This window comes from Azospirillum rugosum, assembly GCF_017876155.1.
GTDB lineage: Bacteria > Pseudomonadota > Alphaproteobacteria > Azospirillales > Azospirillaceae > Azospirillum > Azospirillum rugosum.
In genome coordinates this window covers 96443-116034 of the sequence record NZ_JAGINP010000020.1, presented here as the reverse complement: position 1 = coordinate 116034, position 19592 = coordinate 96443, and the positions used below count along the sequence as shown (strand labels likewise).

Here is a 19592-nt window from a genome sequence, read left to right as displayed (position 1 = left end):
GGCTTATCTTGCGGCATTCCCGAACCGGACGCCGCCCCCATGCCCCTTCCCCCCGTGACGCGAAGCCTGTCGGCCAAGCTGCTGGTGCTGACCGTGCTGTTCGTCATGCTGGCGGAGGTGCTGATCTACACCCCGTCCATCGCGCGCTTCCGCCAGACCTTCCTGGAGGAGCGGCTGGCCGCCGCCCACCTCGCCGCGCTGTCGGTGGAGGCCTCGCCCAGCATGATGGTCGCCATGGGTCTGCAGAACCGGCTGCTGGCCTATGTGGGCGCCCACGCGGTGGAGCTGGCGCAGCCGGACAGCCGGGTCTACATGCTGTCGCGCTCCATGCCGCCGCGGGTGGACGCCGTGTTCGACCTGCGCGACGCCACGCCCTGGTCGCTGATCGCCGACGCCTTCGCCGCGCTGGCGCAGCGGCGCGACCGGGTGATCCGCGTCATCGGCCTGTCGCCCAAGGACCCGGCCTTCCGGGTCGAGATGGTGATGGACGAGCGGCCGATGGTCGTCGCGATGATCGACTTCTCCGGCCGCATCCTGGCGCTGTCGGTGGTCATCTCGCTGATCACCGCCGGGCTGGTCTTCCTGGCGCTGAACGGGATGCTGGTGCGGCCGATGCGGCGGCTGACCGCCAGCATGGTGGCCTTCCGCCGCGCCCCCGACGGCACCCCGCCGATCGAGCCGAGCGCCCGCACCGACGAGATCGGCGTCGCCGAACGCGAACTGGCCGACATGCAGCAGACGGTGCGCACCGCGCTGCGCCAGCGGGAGCGGCTGGCGGCGCTGGGCACCGCGGTCACCAAGATCAACCACGACCTGCGCGGCATCCTGTCCACTGCCGCCCTGCTGTCCGAACGCCTGTCGGAGAGCGCCGACCCGGAGGTGCGGCGGGTGACGCCGCGGCTGATGGGCGCCATCGACCGCGCGGTGGAGCTGTGCGGCCAGACGCTGGCCTACAGCCGCGACGGCGTGCTGCCGCTGCACGCGGCCGACGTGAACCTCGCCGCCCTGGTCGACGAGGCTGCGGCGGAGGTGCGCGCCGCGCAACGCGGGGCGGAGGTGCTGTGGGAGAACGCCGTGCCGGAGGGGCTGACCGCCCGCGTGGATGCCGTGCAGTTCGCCCGCGCGCTGGTCAACCTGGGCCGCAACGCCGTGCAGGCCGGGGCCGACCGGGTGACGGTGGCGGCGGAACGGCGCGACGGGACGCTGGTCCTGCTGGTCGCCGACAACGGCCCCGGCCTGCCGCCGCGGGCGCGGGAGAACCTGTTCCAGCCTTTCGCCGGCTCGGCCCGGGCCGGCGGCATCGGCCTCGGCCTCGCCATCGCGCGGGAGGTGCTGCGCGCCCATGGCGGGGAGCTGCGGCTGGTGGAAAGCACGGCCGCCGGCACCACCTTCGCGCTGGAGTTGCCGACGGCAACGGCGGTGGAGAATTCAGCCGCGCGCCACGCCATCCCGCATTGATTTCCGGCCCCCGCTCGCCCAAAATTCGCGGTGCGCCGCAACCGGCCGGACGCAAGAAGATCAATGGCAAAGGGAGACGGGAGTTGGAAGGCACAGGCAAGTGGATCATCGGGGGCGTTCTCGGCCTCCTCGCGTTCCTCGGTCTTCTGGCGGCGTCGCGCGCCGCGGACGAGGCCTTCTATTACGGCGGCTGGATCCTGGCCATCGGCTGCCTGGTGGCGATCTTCTATATGGTCAACAAGCATTACGACCGGATGGACGCGCAGATCGCCCGGCATCGCGGCCACGCCGAAGGCTGAGTCGGGCGAGGGGAATCGGGCATGGCGTGGGATCCGGAGCAATACGCGCTGTTCGACGTCTGGCGCCGGCGCCCGGCCCACGACCTCGTGGCGGCGCTGCCCTCCATCGAGCCGAAGACGGTCGTCGACCTCGGCTGCGGCGGCGGGCAGCTCGCCCGCCTGCTGGCCGAACGCTGGCCGGACGCCGACGTGCTGGGGGTGGACAACTCCCCCGCCATGCTGACCTGGGCGGAGGGCACCGCGTCGCGCGTGCGCTGGATGCAGGCCGACCTGCGGGACTGGCGCCCGCACTGGCCGGTGGATCTGCTGATCTCCAACGCCGCGCTGCACTGGCTGGACGACCACCAGCGGCTGTTCCCGGAGCTGTTGCAGACGCTCGCCCCCGGCGGGGTGCTGGCCGTGCAGATGCCCCGCAACTTCGAGGCCCCGTCGCACCGCCTGCTCTACGAGACGGCGGGGGAGGGCCCCTGGGCCGCAAAGCTGAAGGAGGCGCTGCGCACCAAGCCGGTGCACGCGCCCCGCGACTATTACGACTGGCTCAGCCCGCGCGCCGCGCGCGTGGACATCTGGGAGACCGAGTATCTCCAGGTCCTGAACGGCGACGTTCCGGTCCTGCAATGGACCCGCGGCACCACGCTGGTCCCGGTCATGGAGACATTGCAGGGGGAGGAGCTGGACGCCTTCCTCGCCGCCTACCGCGCCAAGCTGGAGGCCGCCTACCCGCAGCGCCCAGACGGCAATACCCTGTTCCCCTTCAAGCGCCTGTTCATCGTCGCGCGGGTGTGACGCGGTCTCTCAGGACTGCGGCGCGCGCCGGCGCTGGCCGTTGAGGACGGCAGCGATGGCTATAGCGTTGGTGCCGGCGCGGTTGCCGATGACGGTCAGCGTTTCGTCGGGCCTGGCCTCGATGTTCGCGGCCTTCAGGGCCTGCACGGCCTTGTCGGCGCTGAGCCCGAAGAGGGGGGCGGCGGTCTCCAGCGGGGCGTTGGACACCGCGCCGATGATGGCGCCTGGACCGCTGGTCGACGGACCGCTGCTGCCGGTCATGCCCGTGATGACCAGCGACGCACCGAGGCTGATCGCGAAGGCGGCCAGCGCCCAGTCGCGCTTCAGATAGCCCAGGAAGGCCTTCCAGTTCCGCGCCAGATGCCACAGCGCGATGGCCGAGAAGCCGACGCTGAGCCATTCGTGCGAGAAGCGCACCAGCCCGGCGTTCCAGTGCAGAAGCAGCATGATCCCCGTCACCGTGGAGACTACGAACAGGACGATGGTCACCGGGGTGACGACGTGGCGGGAGAATGAGAAGGAGGAAAAGCGCATGGCGGCACCCTGCTGACCGTTCGAAATCACGACGGTCAAGCTGACGCCGCTGTGTAACGGGTTGATGTCCGGCAGGCGCGAACCGCGTAACGGAGTGTAACAGCGCCGATTCGCAGGCCCCGTAGGTTGGGTGCAGCGCCAGCGAAACCCAACACACGCTTCCAAGCCGACGCTTGTTGGGTTGCGCTGCGCTCCACCCAACCTACAAAATCTACAAAATCTGCCTCACACCCCGTCGATGTAGGTCAGCAGCGGGTCCCAGTCGGCGCGGTGCTCCGCCGCGCGCTTGCCGGACAGGTCGAAGAGGCTGAGGCCCGAGGCGGCGGCGTCCGCGTAGATCTGGCTGTCGCGCAGGCGGGTGACCACGCGGTGCCCCACCCCGCCCAGGAACTGGTCCAGCCGGTCGGCGGCCTTGGTGCGGGCGCGCAGGCGGTTGCCGACCACGGCGACCGACTTGCGGTTCTTGGCGATCGACTTCAGCTCCTCCAGCTTGCCGAGGAAGCGCTGGGTCGCCTGCTCGTCGAAGGCGCTGGGCAGGACCGGCAGGACGACGATGTCGACCATGCGGACCAGATCCTCGATCTGCTTGGTCTTCAGCGCGGCCGGCGCGTCGATGATCAGGCGCTGCGTCCCCTTCGGCGCGTCGCCGAAGTCCTTCGCCCAGTCCAGCCCGACCAGGGCCGGGGCGGTGTGCGGCCGGCGTTCCAGCCAGCCGAGCGAGGAGCGCTGGCGGTCCACGTCGGCCAGCACGGTGCTGTGCCCCGTCCCGGCGTAGGCGGCGGCAAGGTGGGTGGCGATGGTGGTCTTGCCGCAGCCGCCCTTGATGTTCGCGACGAGGATTGTGCGCATGGCCGGAAAGACTACTCCTCCCGGTCCGGCTTTGGCCAGAAGGGTTTCGCGCCGGCGAAGCCCTCCCACAGGCCGACCAGCGTCGCCTCGGCGTCGGCCACGCCGCGGGCGTGCCAGCCGATGACGATGCCGGCGGCGCGCGGCTCTCCCGGCGCCGGGCGGCTGCCGTCGTCGTGCAGCTCGTGCAGCAGGCGGGTCGCCGTCGCCACGTCGTTGAGGTGGCCCAGCGCGTCCTGGAAGGCGGCCAGCTGCTGGATGTAGCGGCGCGCCGGCTTGTCCTCGTGCAGGCTGCGGAAGAACTCCGCCGCGTAGCGCAGCTTCTTCAGCGCGATGCGCAGCTCGTGCCGCTCCGTCACCGACAGGTCGGCGAAGCCCTGGCCGGCGCGGCGGGCCTTCTTGGCGCGGCGCGACAGCAGATGGTCGGCAAGCCCCTCGACCGGCTCGAACAGGCGGGCCGAATGCTCGCTGACGCGCTGGGCGCGCCAGCCGCGCGACTCTACCCAGGCGCCGATCTTCAGCAGCATCGTGGTGTAGCGGTCGGACAGGATCGCCTCGCGCGCCGCCTCGTAGGCGCGGTCACGCTTCGCCCGCGCGGCGGCGGCCAGCGCGTCGATGTCCTCCTGCAACGGCTTGCCGTGCCCGTCGGCGCGGTGGAAGGCCTCGCGCACCGGCTCCAGCAGCTCGGTCAGGAAGACGTCCCAGTCGCGCGCCGGGCCGAGGTTCCCGGCCAGCCACTTCACCTCCCCCGCCAGCCAGCCGTACTGGTCGGCCGGGATGAAGTCGCGGAACAGGGCGAGCGCGGAGCGCAGGCGGCGCAGCGCCACACGCATCTGGTGGATGCCTTCCGGGTCCTCGCCCTTAACCGACACGGCCTCGTTGGCGGCCATGTGGTTGACGCAGGTCCGCACGATGCGGGCGATGGCGCCCTCCACCGTCGTGTCGGCGTCGAGATCCAGCTTGCCGGCCTTGACGACCTCCTCCTCCTGCCCGTCGGCCAGCGCGTAGCCGCGCGACGCCTTGGTGCGCGGGTCGAGCCGCAGGGGCGCCACCGCCGCCAGTTCCAGCGCGAGGTCGTAAAGGACGGCGGGCGAGCCGCGCTGCAACTCCAGCTCCACCTCCGCAATGGGGACGGAGCCTCCCTCCGGCGTGCGGATGTCGCCGCGGTCGAAGGCGACCTCGATGCCGGCGGCCTCCTCGCCTTCGCCGATGGTCACGACCTGGGTCGTGCGCTCCACCACCGTGGTGAAGAGGGGGCGAAGATCCGATTCGCTGACCGGGCCGAGCAGGTCCAGCGCCTCCGGGTCGGTGATGCGCGACAGGTCGGGCGTGGGGCCGTCGATGGGGCATTCCCACTCCGCCCGGCCGAGCCCGTCGCGGTCGGGGGCGCCCTTCACGGTCTGGAGATAGCGGTCGCCGACCTTGCGCACGCGCACGGTGACCAGACGCCCCACCAGCCGGCGGTCGACGGTGTCGAAATAGGTGCTTTCCAACGCCTTGGTCGCCGCCGCCCCGGAGGCCCGCGCGGCGATCGCCGGGGAAGACCGGAGCCTTTCCATGTCGTCGGGCGAAACGGCCAGCTTCAGTTCCGTTTCCCGGTTGGACTCCGCGTCGACCATATGTGCCCCGCCAATTGCCGGAGGCCCCGTGGTTGCACAGGGCCCCGCACCGGTCAAGTTACAGAACTGTTACAGCCCCGCCGGCTGCGGCCGATCGCCGCAGTTTCTTCAGGCCGGTTTCTCCAACACCAGAAGCTTCGACATGAAGGCCAGCGATCGCTCCCGCGGCCGCAGTCCGGCGGCGGCGAACAGGGCCTCCAGGTCGTCGCGCGCGTAGTGGGCGTAGAAGGGCTCGTGGAAGGCCTGCGGGAAGATGTCCAGCAGACCGTCCATGGCCGGGTTGTCGCCGTACTGGAGGCTGTCCATGAAGACCAGGATGCCGCCGGGCTTCAGCACGCGTGCCATCTCCCGCGCCGCCTGGGCGCGGATCTTGGGCGGCAGCTCGTGGAACAGGTAGATGCAGGTGACGATGTCCTGCGTGCCCTCGGCCAGCGGGATCGCCTCCGCCGCCCCCTGCACCAGCGCCGCGTTGCGCGCCCAAGGGGCGAGGTTGCGACGCGCCTCCCGAAGGTAGGCCGGGGAAAGGTCGAGCGCGGTGACCGGCAGCCGCGGGTGGTTGTCCTTCACGAAGGTCAGGAAGCGCCCGGTGCCGGTCGCCACGTCCAGCAGGCGGCTATCCGCGGAACGCCGGCCGCGCAGATGCTGGGCGATCGGCACCAGCGCCTGACGCCGCATGGCGTCGGCCCCTCCACCGAACAGCACCTCCACCTGATGGTCGTAGAGGCGCGCGCTCTCCTCCGTCAGGTAGCCGCCGGTCTGGTAATGGAAGTTCTGGCGGTAGTAGGCGGGCAGGCTCTCGGAGCCCGGCGGCGGGTTGGCGCGCACCTCCGTCGCCACATGGTCGCGGCGCCGGCGGGAGACGAGCGGCACGTCGCGGAAGAAGGCCGCGGCGTCGGCCAGCACGCGGCGCGGGTCGGGCACGAGGTCGTGCGGCAGCCGGTACCAACCCGCCTCGATGTTGGCGAGGTCGCGGGCCAGCAGGGCGCGCAGCTCCTCCAGGATCGCGCGCGTGTCGGGGACGGGCTTGTCGGTCGGGTGCCTCACCCGGTCGCGTCCGGTGATGCGCGCGCCGAGCCTTGCGGCCAGCATGTACTGGCCGAGGTACCAGGCGACGCGGGCGGACTGGCTCGCTGCGTAGGCCATGCGCGGGACCAGCCTGGAATGGGAATGCAGGGATGTCGTGCTCATGATGAAAAGATGGGATCGCTTTCCTCGGCCGCCCACCACCCATCCCCAACGCCCATCCATTTTCGCCGCATCCCACTGGCCACGCGGGGCGTTGCAAAGCGGGCGCCCCTGTGCTGCATTGCGCCCCAAAATTGGCAACACCCAAAACCTCAAACACCGGGGAAACAGCGGCCATGACCGAGTTCAACACCATCGACGACCTGGGCGTGAATGGCGATGTGAGCGGCAAGACGGTGCTGGTGCGCGCCGACCTGAACGTTCCGATGCAGGATGGCAAGGTTTCGGACACGACGCGCATCGACCGCCTGGCGCCGACCCTGACCGAGCTGGCGGGCAAGGGCGCCAAGGTCGTCGTGCTGTCGCACTTCGGCCGCCCGAAGAACGGCCCGGACGCCAAGAACTCGCTGCGCAACGTGCTGGACGCGCTCAGCGCCGCCGTCGGCCAGACCGTCGCCTTCGGTGAGGACTGCGTCGGCGACAAGGCGAAGCAGGCCATCGCCGGCGTGCAGCCGGGCGGCATCGTGCTGCTGGAAAACACCCGCTTCCATCCTGAGGAAGAAAAGAACGACCCGGCCTTCGCGAAACAGATCGCCGAACTGGGCGACCTCTACGTCAACGATGCCTTCTCCGCCGCCCACCGCGCCCACGCCTCCACCGAGGGCGTCGCGCAGTATCTCCCGGCCGCCGCCGGCCGGCTGATGCAGGCCGAGCTGGAGGCGCTGACCAAGGCGCTGGAGAAGCCGGAGCGGCCGGTCGCCGCGGTAGTCGGCGGGGCCAAGATCTCGACCAAGCTGGACCTGCTGGGCAACCTGGTGCGCAAGGTCGACATGCTGGCGCTGGGCGGCGGCATGGCCAACACCTTCCTCTACGCCCAGGGCGTCGATGTCGGCGCCTCGCTGTGCGAGAAGGACATGGCCGACCAGGCGCGCACCATCATGGAGACGGCCAAGGCGGCCAACTGCGAACTGCTGCTGCCGGTGGACTTCATCGTCGCCAAGGAGTTCAAGGCCGGGGCGGCCAACCGCGCCGTCGCCGCCAACGCCATCGGCGCCGACGAGATGGCGCTGGACGTCGGGCCGAAGACGGTGGAGTTCCTCGGCCTGAAGCTCCAGGGCGCCAAGACCATCGTGTGGAACGGCCCGCTCGGCGCCTTCGAGATCCAGCCCTTCGATGCCGGCACCAACGCGGTGGCCGGTCTGGTCGCCGAGCGCACGGCGGAAGGCGGGCTGCTGTCGGTGGCCGGCGGCGGCGACACGGTGGCCGCCCTGGCCCACGCCGGCGTGGAAGAGAAATTCACCTACATCTCCGCCGCCGGCGGCGCCTTCCTGGAATGGCTGGAAGGCAAGGACCTGCCCGGCGTCGCCGCGCTGAAGAAGAAGTAAGCGTCACCTTCGACGAAAAGGCCCATCTCCGGCGACGGGGATGGGCCTTTTTTCGTTGGGGTCACCGCGGCAGCGGCAGCGGGGCCAGGGGGGAGACCGCCGGGCTGTCGTCTTCCCCGGGAAGAGCCCCGGGAACGGCACCGGGCGGCAGCAGGGCGTAGAGCGCCTTGACGTAGCGGGCCAACGCGTCGCGGCCCATCGGCGTCAGGCTGTAGAAGGACTGCGGGCGCCCGTCGCCGCTTTCGCGGCGGACCGACACGTAGCCGGCGGCCACCAGCTTCTTCATGTGCGAATCCAGGTTGCCGTCGGAGACGTCCAGCCGGCCCTTGATCTCGCTGAAGGTGGCCTCCCCCGCGCCGGCGAGAAAAGCGGCAAGCTGGGTTCGCAGCGGCTGGTGCAGCAGCGGGTCGAGCGATTCCATTCCTGCCTCTATCCTGTTGCGCGGGCCTGTTGCGCGGGGCTGGCGATGCGGCTGCCCAATTCCTACTTGCCCGCGTCCGTCTTGGCGTCGAAGGTCACCGACAGCACACCCGGATCGGTGCCGTTTCCGCCCGGCAGAAGAACCTCGATCCGGCCGCTGTTGACCTGGTCGCCGCGCAGCCACTCCTTGCCGTCGAAGCTGACCCATTCGCGATAAATGTACATATCCCGCGCGGTACTCACTTCCAGCATCTTTTCGTCGCTGCGCTTCAGCAGCGTGCCCTTCACCGTCGCCCTTACGGGCAGCGGCGCCCCCTCCGGATAGAACATCACAAAATTTTTGTCGGCGGGCGCCGGCTGGCCGAAACGCACGACCGGCACGTTGGCCATGTCGGCGGCGGTCGGCGGGAAGCCGGCGCAGGCGGTCAGGGCGGCCGTCGCGGCAAGGCTCAGCAGCGCGGCAGATAGACGGGGAGTAGGCAGACGGGGGGCGTTTCCATTCTTCATGGTTGGGTGTCCTTCTTGGGTTGTTGCTGTCGAGTGTTGTCCGCCGGGCGTCAGCGGTCGCCGGCGGGTAGACGGGCGATGTTGAGGGACGTGTCCACGGCGGGACCGCGGGCGGGGTCCAGGGTGACGGAAATGCCCGGTATGGTGATCGCGATCCGCCCCCGCGCGTTCGCCCAGGGACCATCGCCGATGCGGACGCTCTCGGTCGGCTCGCCGTCCTGGACCAGCACCTCGACGGCGTGCTTCGTGATCAGCGGCAGTTGGAACAGGCCCTTGGCGTCCAGCAGGTCGCCGGTCACCGCCAGGGTGACGGGCACCACCGTGCCGGCGGGCACCAGCACCCGCACCGGCCCGCTGGTGATGGGGTGGGCGCGGTAAGCGTCCAGCGTCAGGCGCGGCAAGGCATCGCCCGGCCCCGCCCAGTCGGTGGAAGAGACAGCCAGCGGTACGCCCAGCACCACGGCGATCCAGCCCATGGTCTGGGCCAGGCGGTGCCAGAAGGGCCGGCTGCGCCCGTGGTCGAGCATTCCCGCCAGCAGCGGCAGCCCCAGCCCGCTGACCGACGCGGCGATCCAGCGCGTCGCCTCGTACGGCAGCCGGGCGGCCAGCGCCCCCGCCCCCACCAGGATGGCGGTGGCGCCGATCCATTCCAGCAATTCCTCGGAAAACAGGCCGTGCACGTAGAGCCCGATGCCGAGCAGGATCATCCAGGCCGCGCACACCATGTAGCCGCCCCCGAAGAAGAAGGTCGCGAAGGTCAGCAGCGTGCCCATGGCCATCAGCAGCCACCAGACCTTCAGGACCTGCCGGTGGACGAAGGACCAGGTCTCGTCCCGCTGGCGCTTGGCGCGGCGGGTCAGGTGCAGGTCCACCAGCCCCACCGTGCCGAGCACCGCCGTCAGCAGCGCCAGCCACGCGAAGGCCCGCATCTCGTGCGAGGGGATCTGCTGCGGCGTGAACACCCAGTCGCTGACCACCAGCAGACCGCCGCCCGCCAGCCCCCACAGAAGCAGCGTGTGCCGTTCGATCCGCAGGTTGCGGTGGCCGGACGACAGCATGGATTGGATGGACAGGAGCTGGCGGGTGACGGCGTCGCTCACGGCGTGGCCCTCGTTACTCTGTGATGCAGAGTGACTACACTCTGCGTTTCAGAGTGTCAACGGGGTTTTCGGGAATTTCTGGTGGACCATACAACCGCGCGCGGTCGGATGCAGGCCGCCGGCTTTTTCACCTTGCATATGACCGCGCCATCGCCGATATAAGCGGCGGGAGGCTGGCGGCGGACGGGTCCCTCGCCAACCCGGTCAGGTCCGGAAGGAAGCAGCCGCAACGAGTTACGGCTCGGGTCGTTCGTCCAGCCTCCCACCCTCTTCCCCCATTCCATCGTGCCCCATTCCATCGCGGTAGCGAATTGAAACGGCGACAGCCTCGCGCCGTGACGCTATTCTGCGCTCCGTCGTGAAGCCGATTTCCGGGCCAGCCGCGTGACCGATACCACTGTTGCCGATACCACCGTTGCCGAACCCGCTGCCGCGTCGTCGAACGGGCTCGCCTACCGGGTTCTGGCGCGCAAGTACCGCCCCAAGACCTTCGCCGAGCTGATCGGGCAGGACGCGCTGGTCCGCACGCTGACCAACGCCATCAACTCCGGCCGCATCGCCCAGGCCTTCATGCTGACCGGCGTGCGCGGCGTGGGCAAGACCACCACCGCCCGCATCATCGCCCGCGCGCTGAACTGCACCGGGCCGGACGGCAAGGGCGGGCCGACGGTGACCCCCTGCGGCGTGTGCGACAACTGCCGCGCCATCGCGGAGGACCGGCACGTCGACGTGATGGAGATGGACGCCGCCAGCCACACCGGCGTGGACGACATTCGCGAGATCATCGAGGGCGTGCGCTACGCCCCCGTCTCGGCGCGCTACAAGCTCTACATCATCGACGAGGTCCACATGCTCTCCAAGAGCGCGTTCAACGCGCTCCTGAAGACGCTGGAGGAACCGCCGGCCCATGTGAAGTTCGTCTTCGCCACGACTGAGATCCGCAAGGTGCCGGTGACGGTGCTGTCCCGCTGCCAGCGCTTCGACCTGCGGCGCGTCGACGCCCAGGTGCTGAAGGACCACTTCACCCGCGTGACGGAACTGGAAGGCGCCGGCATCGAGCCGGACGCGGCCAGCCTGATCGCGCGCGCCGCCGACGGGTCGGTGCGCGACGGGCTGTCGCTGCTCGACCAGGCGATCGCGCTGGCCGCCGGCACGGTGACCGCGCAGCAGGTGCGCGACATGCTGGGCCTCGCCGACCGGTCGAAGGTGATCGACCTGTTCGAGGCCGCCGTCTCCGCAAGGCCCGCGGAGGCCATGGACATCCTGGCCGACCTGCACCGCGTCGGCGCCGACCCGGTGGTGATCCTCCAGGATCTGCTGGACCTCGTTCACAACCTGACACGGCTGAAGGTGGTGCCGGACACCGCCAACGACCCCGGCCTGCCGGAGGCGGAGCGGACCCGCGGCGCCTCCCTGTCCGGCAAGCTGGGCATGCCCGCGCTGACCCGCGCCTGGCAGTTGCTGCTGAAGGGGCTGGGCGAGGTGCAGGCGGCCCCCGTGCCGCAGCAGGCGCTGGAGATGGTCATCGTGCGGCTGGCCTACGCCGCCGACCTGCCAACCCCGGGCGACCTGATCCGGCAATTCCAGAACCTGACCAACGGCGGCGGTGCCGGCAATGGCAATGGCGGCGGCAACGGCGGTGGCCCGGCCCCGCGCGGCCCCGGCGGCGGACCGGTGGCGGTCGCCGGCAACGGCCTGCGCGCCGTCGCCCGCCCGGCGGAGGCGCCCCAGGCCGCCGCTCCCCAACCCGCGCCGGCCGTCGCCCCAGCCGCCATAGCCTCCGCGGTGCCGGAGGAAGAGCGCGTGGCCATGCCGCGCGACTTCCGCACGCTGGTGCAGGTCTTCGCCGAAAAGCGTGAGGGCGCGCTGTACGGCCACCTGACCGGCAGCGTCCATTTCGTGCGCATGGAACCGGGGCGGCTGGAACTGCGCTTGGCGTCGCTGGCGCCCGCCACCCTGCCGAATCGCGTCGGCCAGCTGTTGTCGGAATGGACGGGCCAGCGCTGGGTCGTCATCGTGTCCGACGCGCCGGGCGAGCCGACGCTGATCCAGCAGGAACAGGCCGCCCAGCAGCGCGCGCTGGAGGAGGCGCAGGCCAATCCGGTGGTGCGCGCCGTGCTGGACGCCTTCCCCGGCGCCAAGATCACCGACGTCCGCGACCTCGCGGCCGTCGCCGAATCGGAGCCGGCGGTTGCCGACGACGGCGAGAGTCCCGACCTTATGGTCGTACAGCAGGAAGACGGGGTTTATTACCCGCTCGACGATGAAGGAGATTTCTGACCCATGAAGAACCTTGGCCAGATGATGAAGCAGGCCCAGCAGATGCAGTCCAAGATGCAGGAGATGCAGTCCCGCCTGGGCGAGGTCGAGGTGACGGGCCAGTCGGGCGCCGGCATGGTCAACGTCACCGTCAATGGCAAGGGCGAGATGAAGAAGATCAAGCTCGACAAGTCCATCGTCGATCCGGAGGACGTCGAGGTCCTGGAAGACCTGATCATCGCCGCCTTCAACGACGCCAAGGCCAAGGTCGAGCAGCACGTCGCCGAAGAGACGCAGAAGCTGATGGGCGGCCTGAAGCTGCCGCCGGGCATGAAGCTGCCGTTCTAAGCCACGGCCGATTTCGTCTCGACACGGATAAGCACGGACAACCATCTGTGTTTATCTGTGTCCATCTGTGGATAATACTCAGCATTGCGCGGTTGCAATTGTCCACAGATGAACACAGATAAGCACTGGTGGGCCTGACGGTTGCGTCCAGCCCATCGGCGTCTGCAAACCACGCGGTGATTGCCGCAAGAAGACTTCATGATCGGACCTGAAATCGAGCGCCTGATCCAGCTCCTGTCCAAGCTGCCTGGGCTGGGGCCACGGTCGGCGCGGCGGGCGGCGCTGCACCTGATGAAGCGGCGCGACACTCTGCTCGTGCCACTGTCGGAGTCGATGGCCCTCGCCGCGGAGTCGATTCGCAACTGCTCGGTCTGCGGCAACCTGGACAGCCGCGATCCCTGCTCCGTCTGCTCCGACCATTCGCGCGACCGCGCGGTGATCTGCGTGGTCGAGGACGCCGGCGACCTGTGGGCACTGGAGCGCACGCGGGCCTTCCGCGGCACCTACCACGTGCTGGGCGGCACGCTGTCGGCGTTGCAGGGCGTCGGTCCGGACGATCTGAACATCCCCTCTCTGGTGGAACGCGCCAAGGACCCGGCGGTGACGGAGGTCATCCTGGCGCTGAACGCGACCGTCGACGGCCAGACCACCGCCCATGTGGTGACCGACCGGCTGGCCGGCAGCGGCGTCTCCGTGTCCCGCCTCGCCCACGGCGTGCCGGTCGGCGGCGAGCTTGACTACCTCGACGACGGCACCCTGACCGCCGCGCTGAAGGCACGGCGCCCCCTATAAGGGCGCTCCGTAGGTTGGGTGCAGCGCAGCGCAACCCAACACGCGCCGCGGAGCGAACAATGTTGGGTTACGGCTGCGCCTCCACCCAACCTACGCCACTTTAGGGTTTTTCCTGGGACCGCGCGTGATCCCATAATCGGGGCAAACCACGTACGGGCTTCCCATGCGCACCGCCGTCCTGACCTTCGACGGGTTCAACGAACTCGATTCCTTCATCGCATCGGCCATTCTGAACCGCGTGAAGCGGCCGGGCTGGAGCGCCGAGATCACCAGCCCCACGCCGGTCGTCACCTCCATGAACGGGGTGCGGGTGGAGCGGCAGCAGCCCCTGTCCTTCGCGCGGGAGGCCGACTTCGTGCTGGTCGGCAGCGGCGTGCGGACGCGCGACATCGCCAAGGACGCGGCGATCCTCGACGAGTTGCGGCTCGACCCGGGCCGGCAGTTGATCGGGGCGCAGTGCAGCGGCGCGCTGATCCTGAAAGCGCTGGGGCTTCTGGAGGGTGTGCCGGCCTGCACCGACACCGTCACCAAGCCCTGGGCGGTGGAGGCCGGCATCACAGTGCTGGAACGGCCCTTCCACGCGGTGGGAAACATTGCGACCGCCGGCGGCTGCCTGGCGTCGCATTACCTGGCAGGCTGGGCCATCGCCCGCCGCGCCAGCCCCGCGGAGGCCGAATCGATCCTGCACTATGTCGCGCCGGTGGGCGAGAAGGACGACTACGCGGCGCGGGCGATGGCGGCCATCGGGCCGTACATCGACGGATAAGCCGGCAGCCGCACAAAGAAAAAGCCCCTCCTCCGCCTGGAAGAGGGGCTTTTCCTGAAAGAGACGGTTACTGCGGCAGCGGGGCCGGGCTGTCGGACAGGGAGCGGAGATAGGCGATGATGTTCGCGCGCTCCTGGTCCTTCTTCACGCCGGCGAAAGTCATCTTGGTGCCCGGCGCGTAGCCCTTCGGGTCGTAGAGGAACTTGTTCAGCTCCGCATAGTCCCAGTTGCCGGCGTGGCCCTTGATGGCGTCGGAATAGGCGAAGCCTTCCATGTGGCCGTGCTTGGCCCCGACGATGCCGTACAGGTTCGGGCCGACCTTGGACGCTCCCCCCTTGTCGAAGCTGTGGCAGGAGGCGCAGGCCTTGGCCGCGGTCTGGCCGGCGGCGGGATCGGCCTTGGCGAGCAGCGGAGCGATGTCCCCCGGGCCGGCCGGCGCGCCGCCGCCGCCCTTGGTGTCGGCACCCTTGCCTTCCGGAACCGCGATGACGTAGGCGGCCTTCTCCGGCGTCTTCGGGTGCACCAGGACTTCCGACATGAAACCGGTCAACATGGCGATCAGCCCCGCCAGCAGCACGGCGCCGAAGATCTTGTTCCACTCCATGCTCATACGTCTCGATCCCTTTTTGGTTTGTGCCCCGCGGTTTGACCGCCCTGGCCGGTGGCGCTTCCTCGGCAACGATAGCCTGACCGCGACGGGTTGTCACCGCCCCGCGCCGCGCATCGCCATCCTGCATGCCACAGGAATGTTGGTACCACGACGCTTGACGAAAAGTGGGATCCATGGTTCACCCGCGCCACCCAGAGACGTGATACGGGTTCCTGTCCGATGAGCACCGGCCCCATGAGCAACGGCAGCCCGCCGCCCTCCAACCCCATCGTGGTCATCCCGGCCCGCATGGCGTCCACCCGCCTGCCCGGCAAGCCGCTGGCGGACATCGCCGGCGCGCCGATGATCGTGCAGGTCTGGCGCCGCGCCGTGGAGGCGGAGATCGGCCCCGTGGTCGTCGCCTGCGCCGAGCCGGAGATCGCCAAGGCCGTGGAGGCCGCCGGCGGCACCGCCGTGCTGACCCGGCCGGACCACCCCTCGGGCTCCGACCGCATCTTCGAGGCGGTCAGCCTGCTCGACCCCGAGGGCAAGTTCGACGCGGTGGTCAACGTGCAGGGCGACCTGCCGACCATCGAGCCCGCGACCGTGCGGGCCGCCTTCGCGCCGCTGTCCGACCCGCAGGTGGACATCGCCACGCTGGTCGTGGAGATCACGCGGGAGGAGGAGCGGACCGATCCCAACGTGGTGAAGGCCGTTCTGGAGCTGCCCCCCGGCGCGAAGCGCGGCCGGGCGCTGTACTTCACCCGCGCCACCGCCCCCTGGGGCGACGGGCCGCTGTTCCATCACATCGGGCTGTACGCCTACCGCCGCGCCGCGCTGGAGCGCTACGTCCGCCTGCCGCCCTCCGCCCTGGAGCAGCGGGAACGGCTGGAGCAGCTGCGCGCGCTGGCCTTCGGCATGCGAATCGACGCCGCCGTCGTTGACGCGGTTCCGCTCGGCGTCGATACTCCCGCGGACCTGGAACGCGCCCGCGCGATCCTGGCGAAACGCTCCCCTCTTTAAAAAGACCAGCCCATGCCGACCTCGAACGTGATCGCCTTCCAGGGCTTCCCCGGCGCCTATTCGGACCTGTCCTGCCGGACGGTCTTTCCGGACATGACCACCCTGCCCTGCGCCACGTTCGAGGACGCCTTCGCCGCCGTGCGCGAGGGGCGCGCCGAACTGGCCATGATCCCGGTGGAGAACTCCGTCGCCGGCCGCGTGGCGGACAACCACCACCTGCTGCCCGAAGGCGGCCTGCACATCATCGGCGAGCATTTCCAGCGCGTGAACCACCAGCTGCTGGCCCCGAAGGGGGCCACGCTGGCCGGGCTGAAGACGGTGCGCAGCCACATCCAGGCGCTGTCCCAGTGCCGGAAGATGACGCGGGAGCTGGGGCTCCAGGCCATCAACCACGCCGACACGGCCGGGGCCGCGGCGGAGATCGCCAAGCTGAACGACCCGCAGCACGCGGCCATCGCCTCGTCGCTCGCCGCGGAGATCTACGGCCTCGACATCCTGAAGGGCAGCATCGAGGACGCGGAGCACAACACAACCCGTTTCCTGATCCTGGCCCGCGAGCCGAAGCTGCCGCCGGTCGGGCATGGCGAAAATGGGGGCAAGACGATCACCACCTTCGTCTTCCGCGTCCGCAGCGTGCCGGCCGCGCTGTACAAGGCGATGGGCGGCTTCGCCACCAACGGCATCAACATGACCAAGCTGGAAAGCTACATGGTCGGCGGGCGCTTCACCCAGACCCAGTTCTACGCCGACGTCGAGGGACACCCCGACGAGAGGTCGCTGCGGCTGGCGCTGGAGGAGCTGGACTTCTTCGCCCGCGAGGTGAAGATCCTGGGCGTCTACCCCGCCAACCCCTTCCGCTACCAGGAAAGCCAGCGGGTCGGCGAGGACTGAGCGCCGGGAAAACGGATCGAGGAAAAGGGGCGGCCACCGTGCCGCCCCTTTCCTTTGGGTCAGTGGCCGAAATCGGCGGCCGGTTCCGCCTTGTCGAAGCGGCCGAGGCGATCGACCAGGGTGGCGCTGGCCTCGTTCAGGCCGATCACCTGGACGTCCGCGCCGGTCCGGCGCAGGCGCATCACCACCTTGTCGATGGCCGCGACGGCCGTCAGGTCCCAGAAATGGGCGCCCGTCAGGTCGATGACCACGCGCTCCATCCGCTCGCCGCCGTCGGCAGGCCGGATGTCGAAGGACCGGACGAACCGGTCGGCCGAGGCGAAAAAGACCTGCCCATGGGCGCGGTAGGTGCGCTGCCGACCATCCGCGCTCGCCTCCACCCGCACGCCGACGTGCCGGGCGATCTTGCGGACGAAGAAGACCGCGCTCAGCAGGACGCCAACGAACACGCCCTTCGACAGGTCGTGGGTCGCCACGATGGTCGCCGTGGTCACCAGCATCACGATGGTGGAACCGAACGGGACCGTGCGGATCCGGCGCAGGGAGTTCCAGTCGAAGGTGTTGACCGACACCATGATCATCACCGCGACCAGCGCCGCCATGGGGATGCGCACCAGCCAGCCTTGCAGCGCGACCACCAGCACCAGAAGGACGCTGCCGGCGACGAAGGCCGACAGGCGCCCCCGTCCACCGGACGTCACGTTGATCACGGACTGGCCGATCATGGCGCAACCGGCCATGCCGCCGAACAGGCCGGCGACGATGTTGGCGATGCCCTGGCCGCGCGCCTCGCGGTTCTTGTCGCTGCGCGTGTCGGTCATGTCGTCGACGATGGCCGCGGTCATCAGCGACTCCAGAAGCCCGACGAAGCTCAGCGTGATCGACACCGGCAGGATGATCCAGAGGGTCTCCAGTGTCAGCGGCACGTCGGGCAGCCCGAAGGCGGGCAGTTCGGTCGGAAGCTTGCCCATATCGCCCACCGTGCGCACGTCGGCCCCGGTGGTCACGGCCACGGCGGTCAGCGCGGCAATGGCGATCAGCGGCGCCGGGACGGCTTTGGTCAGGCGCGGCCAAAGGACGAGGATCGTCAGCCCGGCGGCCACCATGGCGTAGGTCTGCCAGGTCACGCCGATCAGCTCCGGCGTCTGTGCCCAGAAAATCAGGATCGCCAGCGCGTTGACGAAGCCGGTCATGACCGAGCGGGAGACGAAGCGCATGTAGCGGCCGAGGCGCAAGGTGCCCAGCGCGATCTGGATCACGCCGGTCAGCAGCGTCGCGGCCAGCAGGTAATCGAGCCCGTGGTCCTTCACCAGATCGGCCATGACCAGCGCCATGGCGCCGGTGGCCGCCGAGATCATGCCGGGCCGGCCGCCGACGATGGCGATGGTTACGGCGATGCAGAAGGAGGCGTAGAGCCCGACCTTGGGATCCACCCCCGCGATGATGGAAAAGGCGATGGCTTCGGGAATGAGGGCGAGGGCCACGACAAGCCCGGCGAGGACGTCGCCGCGCACGTTGCCGAACCACTCCGCGCGGAGTCGGTGCAAATCGAGGGTCATCGGTTCTTTCGGAGTTTCCCTGCGGGAACAGGGCGGTGCACGCGCGGATGGCGCGGCGAATGGCCTGCAAGGATGAGGAAACGGCATCAAACGCCAAACCCCGCGCCAACGATGGGCACGGGGGCTCAAGGTCCCGGGGACCTCAGGAGCAATGGGTCAAGGCGGCGTGTTGCGATGCAGCATGCCACGACCCTACCAAAGACTGCGGGTCATGGCAACCCGCGCAAGCCAGGATAGCCGGCCCAAACGACCGACTTGGGAATAGACGGTCAGTCTTCCTCGTCGATCCATTCGTCGATCATGCGGCGGGCGATGCTGTCCGGCCGGGCAAGGCGGAACTCGTCGCTGGGCGTGAAGTCGCGCAGGAACGCGCGGTCGAACCAGCGGGCCGTCTCCAACTCGTCCTGGTCGGTCTGGATGTCGAAGGTCACCGCCCGCGCGCTGAAGCCCAGCATCAGGGACGACGGGAAGGGCCAGGGCTGCGAGGAATGGTAGCGGACGTCGGTGACGACCAGCCCGACCTCCTCCAGCACCTCGCGCTTCACCGTGTCCTCCAGGCTTTCGCCCGGCTCGACGAAGCCGGCCAGCACCGAATGCATGCCGGTCGGGAAGCGGGCGTTGCGGCCCAGCACCATGCGGCCGGCGCCGTCGTGCACCAGCATGATCACCGCAGGGTCGGTGCGCGGGAAATGGTGGGTGGCGCAGGCCGGGTTGGTGCAGACGCGCACATGCCCGCCCTCCGCGCTCGCCGCCGGGGAGCCGCAGACCCCGCAGAAGCGGTGCCGCGCGTTCCACCAGAGAATGCCGCGGGCGTAGGCGCAGAGGCCGGCCTCCGTCACGTCCATCAGGGGACCGACCGCGCGCAGATCCTCGAACCGGCCGAGCCCGGTGAGGGCCGGGTGTTCGTCCGGCGCCTCCAGCGCGCTGACGTCCACGGCGAAGAGCGGCTTTCCGTCGAGCAGGCCGAGGAACACCGGCTCGATCCCCCAATCACCCCCGGAGGGCAGGAAGACCGCCCGCGTCGATTCGGCCGGGCCGCAGACGAAGCTGCGCGATTGGCTGAGCGGCAGCAGCCGCGCCTCGGGCGAGGCCCAGGCCTCCGCCAGCCAAGCCTGGTCCTTGCGGCGCAGGGCCGCGCGGTCGAGCGGGATTCCCGCGTAGGTGTTCGGTCGTTCGCGCATGGGGGAGAGGCTGCCACAACACCTGCTGGTGCGGAAGGGGCGTCC

At 69.6% G+C, this 19592-nt stretch carries 20 protein-coding genes and 1 other RNA gene; 11 read left to right on the top strand and 10 right to left on the bottom strand.

The genetic code is table 11. The annotated features are described in order from the left end of the window. Positions 1 to 39: 39 nt before the first annotated feature. The 3 genes from J2851_RS24785 (at position 40) to J2851_RS24775 (ending at position 2543) form a co-directional block, all read left to right on the top strand. Positions 40 to 1458, top strand: a complete 1419-nt coding sequence (locus tag J2851_RS24785) for a sensor histidine kinase (RefSeq protein WP_209769620.1) — start codon at positions 40 to 42, stop codon at positions 1456 to 1458. An 83-nt stretch (positions 1459 to 1541) separates the two neighbouring features. Next, entirely contained in the window at positions 1542 to 1757 is a 216-nt protein-coding gene (locus J2851_RS24780; protein WP_209769619.1) for a hypothetical protein, read from the top strand. 21 nt (positions 1758 to 1778) lie between these two features. Then, on the top strand, positions 1779 to 2543 hold the full coding sequence (locus J2851_RS24775) for a methyltransferase domain-containing protein (RefSeq protein WP_209769618.1): 765 nt from the start codon (positions 1779 to 1781) through the stop codon (positions 2541 to 2543). Between the two features lie 9 nt (positions 2544 to 2552). Here the strand turns inward: J2851_RS24775 and J2851_RS24770 are convergent, their stop codons facing one another. The 4 genes from J2851_RS24770 to J2851_RS24755 all read right to left on the bottom strand — a co-directional run bounded on the left by J2851_RS24770 (position 2553) and on the right by J2851_RS24755 (position 6730). Continuing rightward, positions 2553 to 3107 carry a DUF4405 domain-containing protein gene (locus J2851_RS24770; protein WP_343206621.1) on the bottom strand — a complete coding sequence of 185 codons (555 nt, stop codon included), beginning with the start codon at positions 3105 to 3107 and terminating at the stop codon, positions 2553 to 2555. Between the two features lie 195 nt (positions 3108 to 3302). After that, positions 3303 to 3926 carry a ParA family protein gene (locus J2851_RS24765; RefSeq protein WP_209769616.1) on the bottom strand — a complete coding sequence of 208 codons (624 nt, stop codon included), beginning with the start codon at positions 3924 to 3926 and terminating at the stop codon, positions 3303 to 3305. An 11-nt stretch (positions 3927 to 3937) separates the two neighbouring features. Then, positions 3938 to 5542 (bottom strand): CYTH and CHAD domain-containing protein, encoded by a 1605-nt coding sequence (locus J2851_RS24760; RefSeq protein WP_209769615.1) that lies wholly within the window; start codon positions 5540 to 5542, stop codon positions 3938 to 3940. 108 nt (positions 5543 to 5650) lie between these two features. Continuing rightward, positions 5651 to 6730, bottom strand: coding sequence for a class I SAM-dependent methyltransferase (locus J2851_RS24755; RefSeq protein ID WP_209769614.1), 1080 nt, complete (start codon positions 6728 to 6730; stop codon positions 5651 to 5653). Positions 6731 to 6903: 173 nt separating this feature from the next. Here J2851_RS24755 and J2851_RS24750 point away from each other — a divergent pair, with 173 nt between their 5' ends. Next, on the top strand, positions 6904 to 8112 hold the full coding sequence (locus tag J2851_RS24750; protein ID WP_209769613.1) for a phosphoglycerate kinase: 1209 nt from the start codon (positions 6904 to 6906) through the stop codon (positions 8110 to 8112). 61 nt (positions 8113 to 8173) lie between these two features. On the opposite strand, the gene J2851_RS24745 is transcribed toward J2851_RS24750, so the two are convergent. From J2851_RS24745 to J2851_RS24735, 3 genes are all read right to left on the bottom strand, one after another. Continuing rightward, entirely contained in the window at positions 8174 to 8533 is a 360-nt protein-coding gene (locus J2851_RS24745; protein ID WP_209769612.1) for a winged helix-turn-helix domain-containing protein, read from the bottom strand. A gap of 62 nt (positions 8534 to 8595) precedes the next feature. Next, complete coding sequence (locus J2851_RS24740; protein WP_209769611.1) at positions 8596 to 9039, bottom strand: hypothetical protein; 444 nt, start codon at positions 9037 to 9039, stop codon at positions 8596 to 8598. A 50-nt stretch (positions 9040 to 9089) separates the two neighbouring features. Then, the gene (locus tag J2851_RS24735) at positions 9090 to 10139 is read right to left on the bottom strand and encodes a hypothetical protein (protein WP_209769610.1); all 1050 of its coding nucleotides are present in this window, start codon (positions 10137 to 10139) and stop codon (positions 9090 to 9092) included. 168 nt (positions 10140 to 10307) lie between these two features. Between J2851_RS24735 and ffs the strand changes: the two genes are divergently transcribed. From ffs to J2851_RS24710, 5 genes are all read left to right on the top strand, one after another. Beyond that, positions 10308 to 10405, top strand: an RNA gene (gene ffs / locus J2851_RS24730) — signal recognition particle sRNA small type. A gap of 118 nt (positions 10406 to 10523) precedes the next feature. Then, positions 10524 to 12419 carry a DNA polymerase III subunit gamma/tau gene (locus J2851_RS24725; protein ID WP_209769609.1) on the top strand — a complete coding sequence of 632 codons (1896 nt, stop codon included), beginning with the start codon at positions 10524 to 10526 and terminating at the stop codon, positions 12417 to 12419. A gap of 3 nt (positions 12420 to 12422) precedes the next feature. Continuing rightward, positions 12423 to 12746, top strand: a complete 324-nt coding sequence (locus J2851_RS24720; protein ID WP_209769608.1) for a YbaB/EbfC family nucleoid-associated protein — start codon at positions 12423 to 12425, stop codon at positions 12744 to 12746. Between the two features lie 198 nt (positions 12747 to 12944). Further along, the gene (gene recR / locus J2851_RS24715; RefSeq protein ID WP_209769607.1) at positions 12945 to 13538 is read left to right on the top strand and encodes a recombination mediator RecR; all 594 of its coding nucleotides are present in this window, start codon (positions 12945 to 12947) and stop codon (positions 13536 to 13538) included. A gap of 163 nt (positions 13539 to 13701) precedes the next feature. After that, complete coding sequence (locus J2851_RS24710; RefSeq protein ID WP_209769606.1) at positions 13702 to 14304, top strand: type 1 glutamine amidotransferase family protein; 603 nt, start codon at positions 13702 to 13704, stop codon at positions 14302 to 14304. A 67-nt stretch (positions 14305 to 14371) separates the two neighbouring features. Here the strand turns inward: J2851_RS24710 and J2851_RS24705 are convergent, their stop codons facing one another. After that, on the bottom strand, positions 14372 to 14914 hold the full coding sequence (locus J2851_RS24705) for a c-type cytochrome (protein ID WP_209769605.1): 543 nt from the start codon (positions 14912 to 14914) through the stop codon (positions 14372 to 14374). A gap of 234 nt (positions 14915 to 15148) precedes the next feature. On the opposite strand from J2851_RS24705, the gene J2851_RS24700 reads away from it, so the two are divergent. Both J2851_RS24700 and J2851_RS24695 read left to right on the top strand, forming a co-directional pair. Then, complete coding sequence (locus tag J2851_RS24700; RefSeq protein ID WP_209769604.1) at positions 15149 to 15916, top strand: 3-deoxy-manno-octulosonate cytidylyltransferase; 768 nt, start codon at positions 15149 to 15151, stop codon at positions 15914 to 15916. 12 nt (positions 15917 to 15928) lie between these two features. Next, positions 15929 to 16807, top strand: coding sequence for a prephenate dehydratase (locus J2851_RS24695; protein WP_209769603.1), 879 nt, complete (start codon positions 15929 to 15931; stop codon positions 16805 to 16807). A 59-nt stretch (positions 16808 to 16866) separates the two neighbouring features. Here J2851_RS24695 and J2851_RS24690 read toward each other — a convergent pair whose 3' ends face one another. Together J2851_RS24690 and nudC are read right to left on the bottom strand one after the other, a co-directional pair. Beyond that, the gene (locus tag J2851_RS24690; protein ID WP_209769602.1) at positions 16867 to 18366 is read right to left on the bottom strand and encodes a SulP family inorganic anion transporter; all 1500 of its coding nucleotides are present in this window, start codon (positions 18364 to 18366) and stop codon (positions 16867 to 16869) included. A 269-nt stretch (positions 18367 to 18635) separates the two neighbouring features. Beyond that, the gene (nudC, locus tag J2851_RS24685) at positions 18636 to 19547 is read right to left on the bottom strand and encodes an NAD(+) diphosphatase (RefSeq protein WP_209769601.1); all 912 of its coding nucleotides are present in this window, start codon (positions 19545 to 19547) and stop codon (positions 18636 to 18638) included. Positions 19548 to 19592 lie beyond the last annotated feature (45 nt).

Bases quoted from the DNA above. Each gene is read 5' to 3' on its own strand.
- J2851_RS24785 (WP_209769620.1), top strand. From the start codon at position 40: ATGCCCCTTCCCCCCGTGACGCGAAGCCTGTCGGCCAAGCTGCTGGTG.
- J2851_RS24775 (WP_209769618.1), top strand. From the start codon at position 1,779: ATGGCGTGGGATCCGGAGCAATACGCGCTGTTCGACGTCTGGCGCCGG.
- J2851_RS24765 (WP_209769616.1), bottom strand. From the start codon at position 3,926: ATGCGCACAATCCTCGTCGCGAACATCAAGGGCGGCTGCGGCAAGACC.
- J2851_RS24760 (WP_209769615.1), bottom strand. From the start codon at position 5,542: ATGGTCGACGCGGAGTCCAACCGGGAAACGGAACTGAAGCTGGCCGTT.
- J2851_RS24755 (WP_209769614.1), bottom strand. From the start codon at position 6,730: ATGAGCACGACATCCCTGCATTCCCATTCCAGGCTGGTCCCGCGCATG.
- J2851_RS24750 (WP_209769613.1), top strand. From the start codon at position 6,904: ATGACCGAGTTCAACACCATCGACGACCTGGGCGTGAATGGCGATGTG.
- J2851_RS24745 (WP_209769612.1), bottom strand. From the start codon at position 8,533: ATGGAATCGCTCGACCCGCTGCTGCACCAGCCGCTGCGAACCCAGCTT.
- J2851_RS24740 (WP_209769611.1), bottom strand. From the start codon at position 9,039: ATGAAGAATGGAAACGCCCCCCGTCTGCCTACTCCCCGTCTATCTGCC.
- J2851_RS24720 (WP_209769608.1), top strand. From the start codon at position 12,423: ATGAAGAACCTTGGCCAGATGATGAAGCAGGCCCAGCAGATGCAGTCC.
- recR (WP_209769607.1), top strand. From the start codon at position 12,945: ATGATCGGACCTGAAATCGAGCGCCTGATCCAGCTCCTGTCCAAGCTG.
- J2851_RS24710 (WP_209769606.1), top strand. From the start codon at position 13,702: ATGCGCACCGCCGTCCTGACCTTCGACGGGTTCAACGAACTCGATTCC.
- J2851_RS24705 (WP_209769605.1), bottom strand. From the start codon at position 14,914: ATGAGCATGGAGTGGAACAAGATCTTCGGCGCCGTGCTGCTGGCGGGG.
- J2851_RS24700 (WP_209769604.1), top strand. From the start codon at position 15,149: ATGAGCAACGGCAGCCCGCCGCCCTCCAACCCCATCGTGGTCATCCCG.
- J2851_RS24695 (WP_209769603.1), top strand. From the start codon at position 15,929: ATGCCGACCTCGAACGTGATCGCCTTCCAGGGCTTCCCCGGCGCCTAT.
- J2851_RS24690 (WP_209769602.1), bottom strand. From the start codon at position 18,366: ATGACCCTCGATTTGCACCGACTCCGCGCGGAGTGGTTCGGCAACGTG.
- nudC (WP_209769601.1), bottom strand. From the start codon at position 19,547: ATGCGCGAACGACCGAACACCTACGCGGGAATCCCGCTCGACCGCGCG.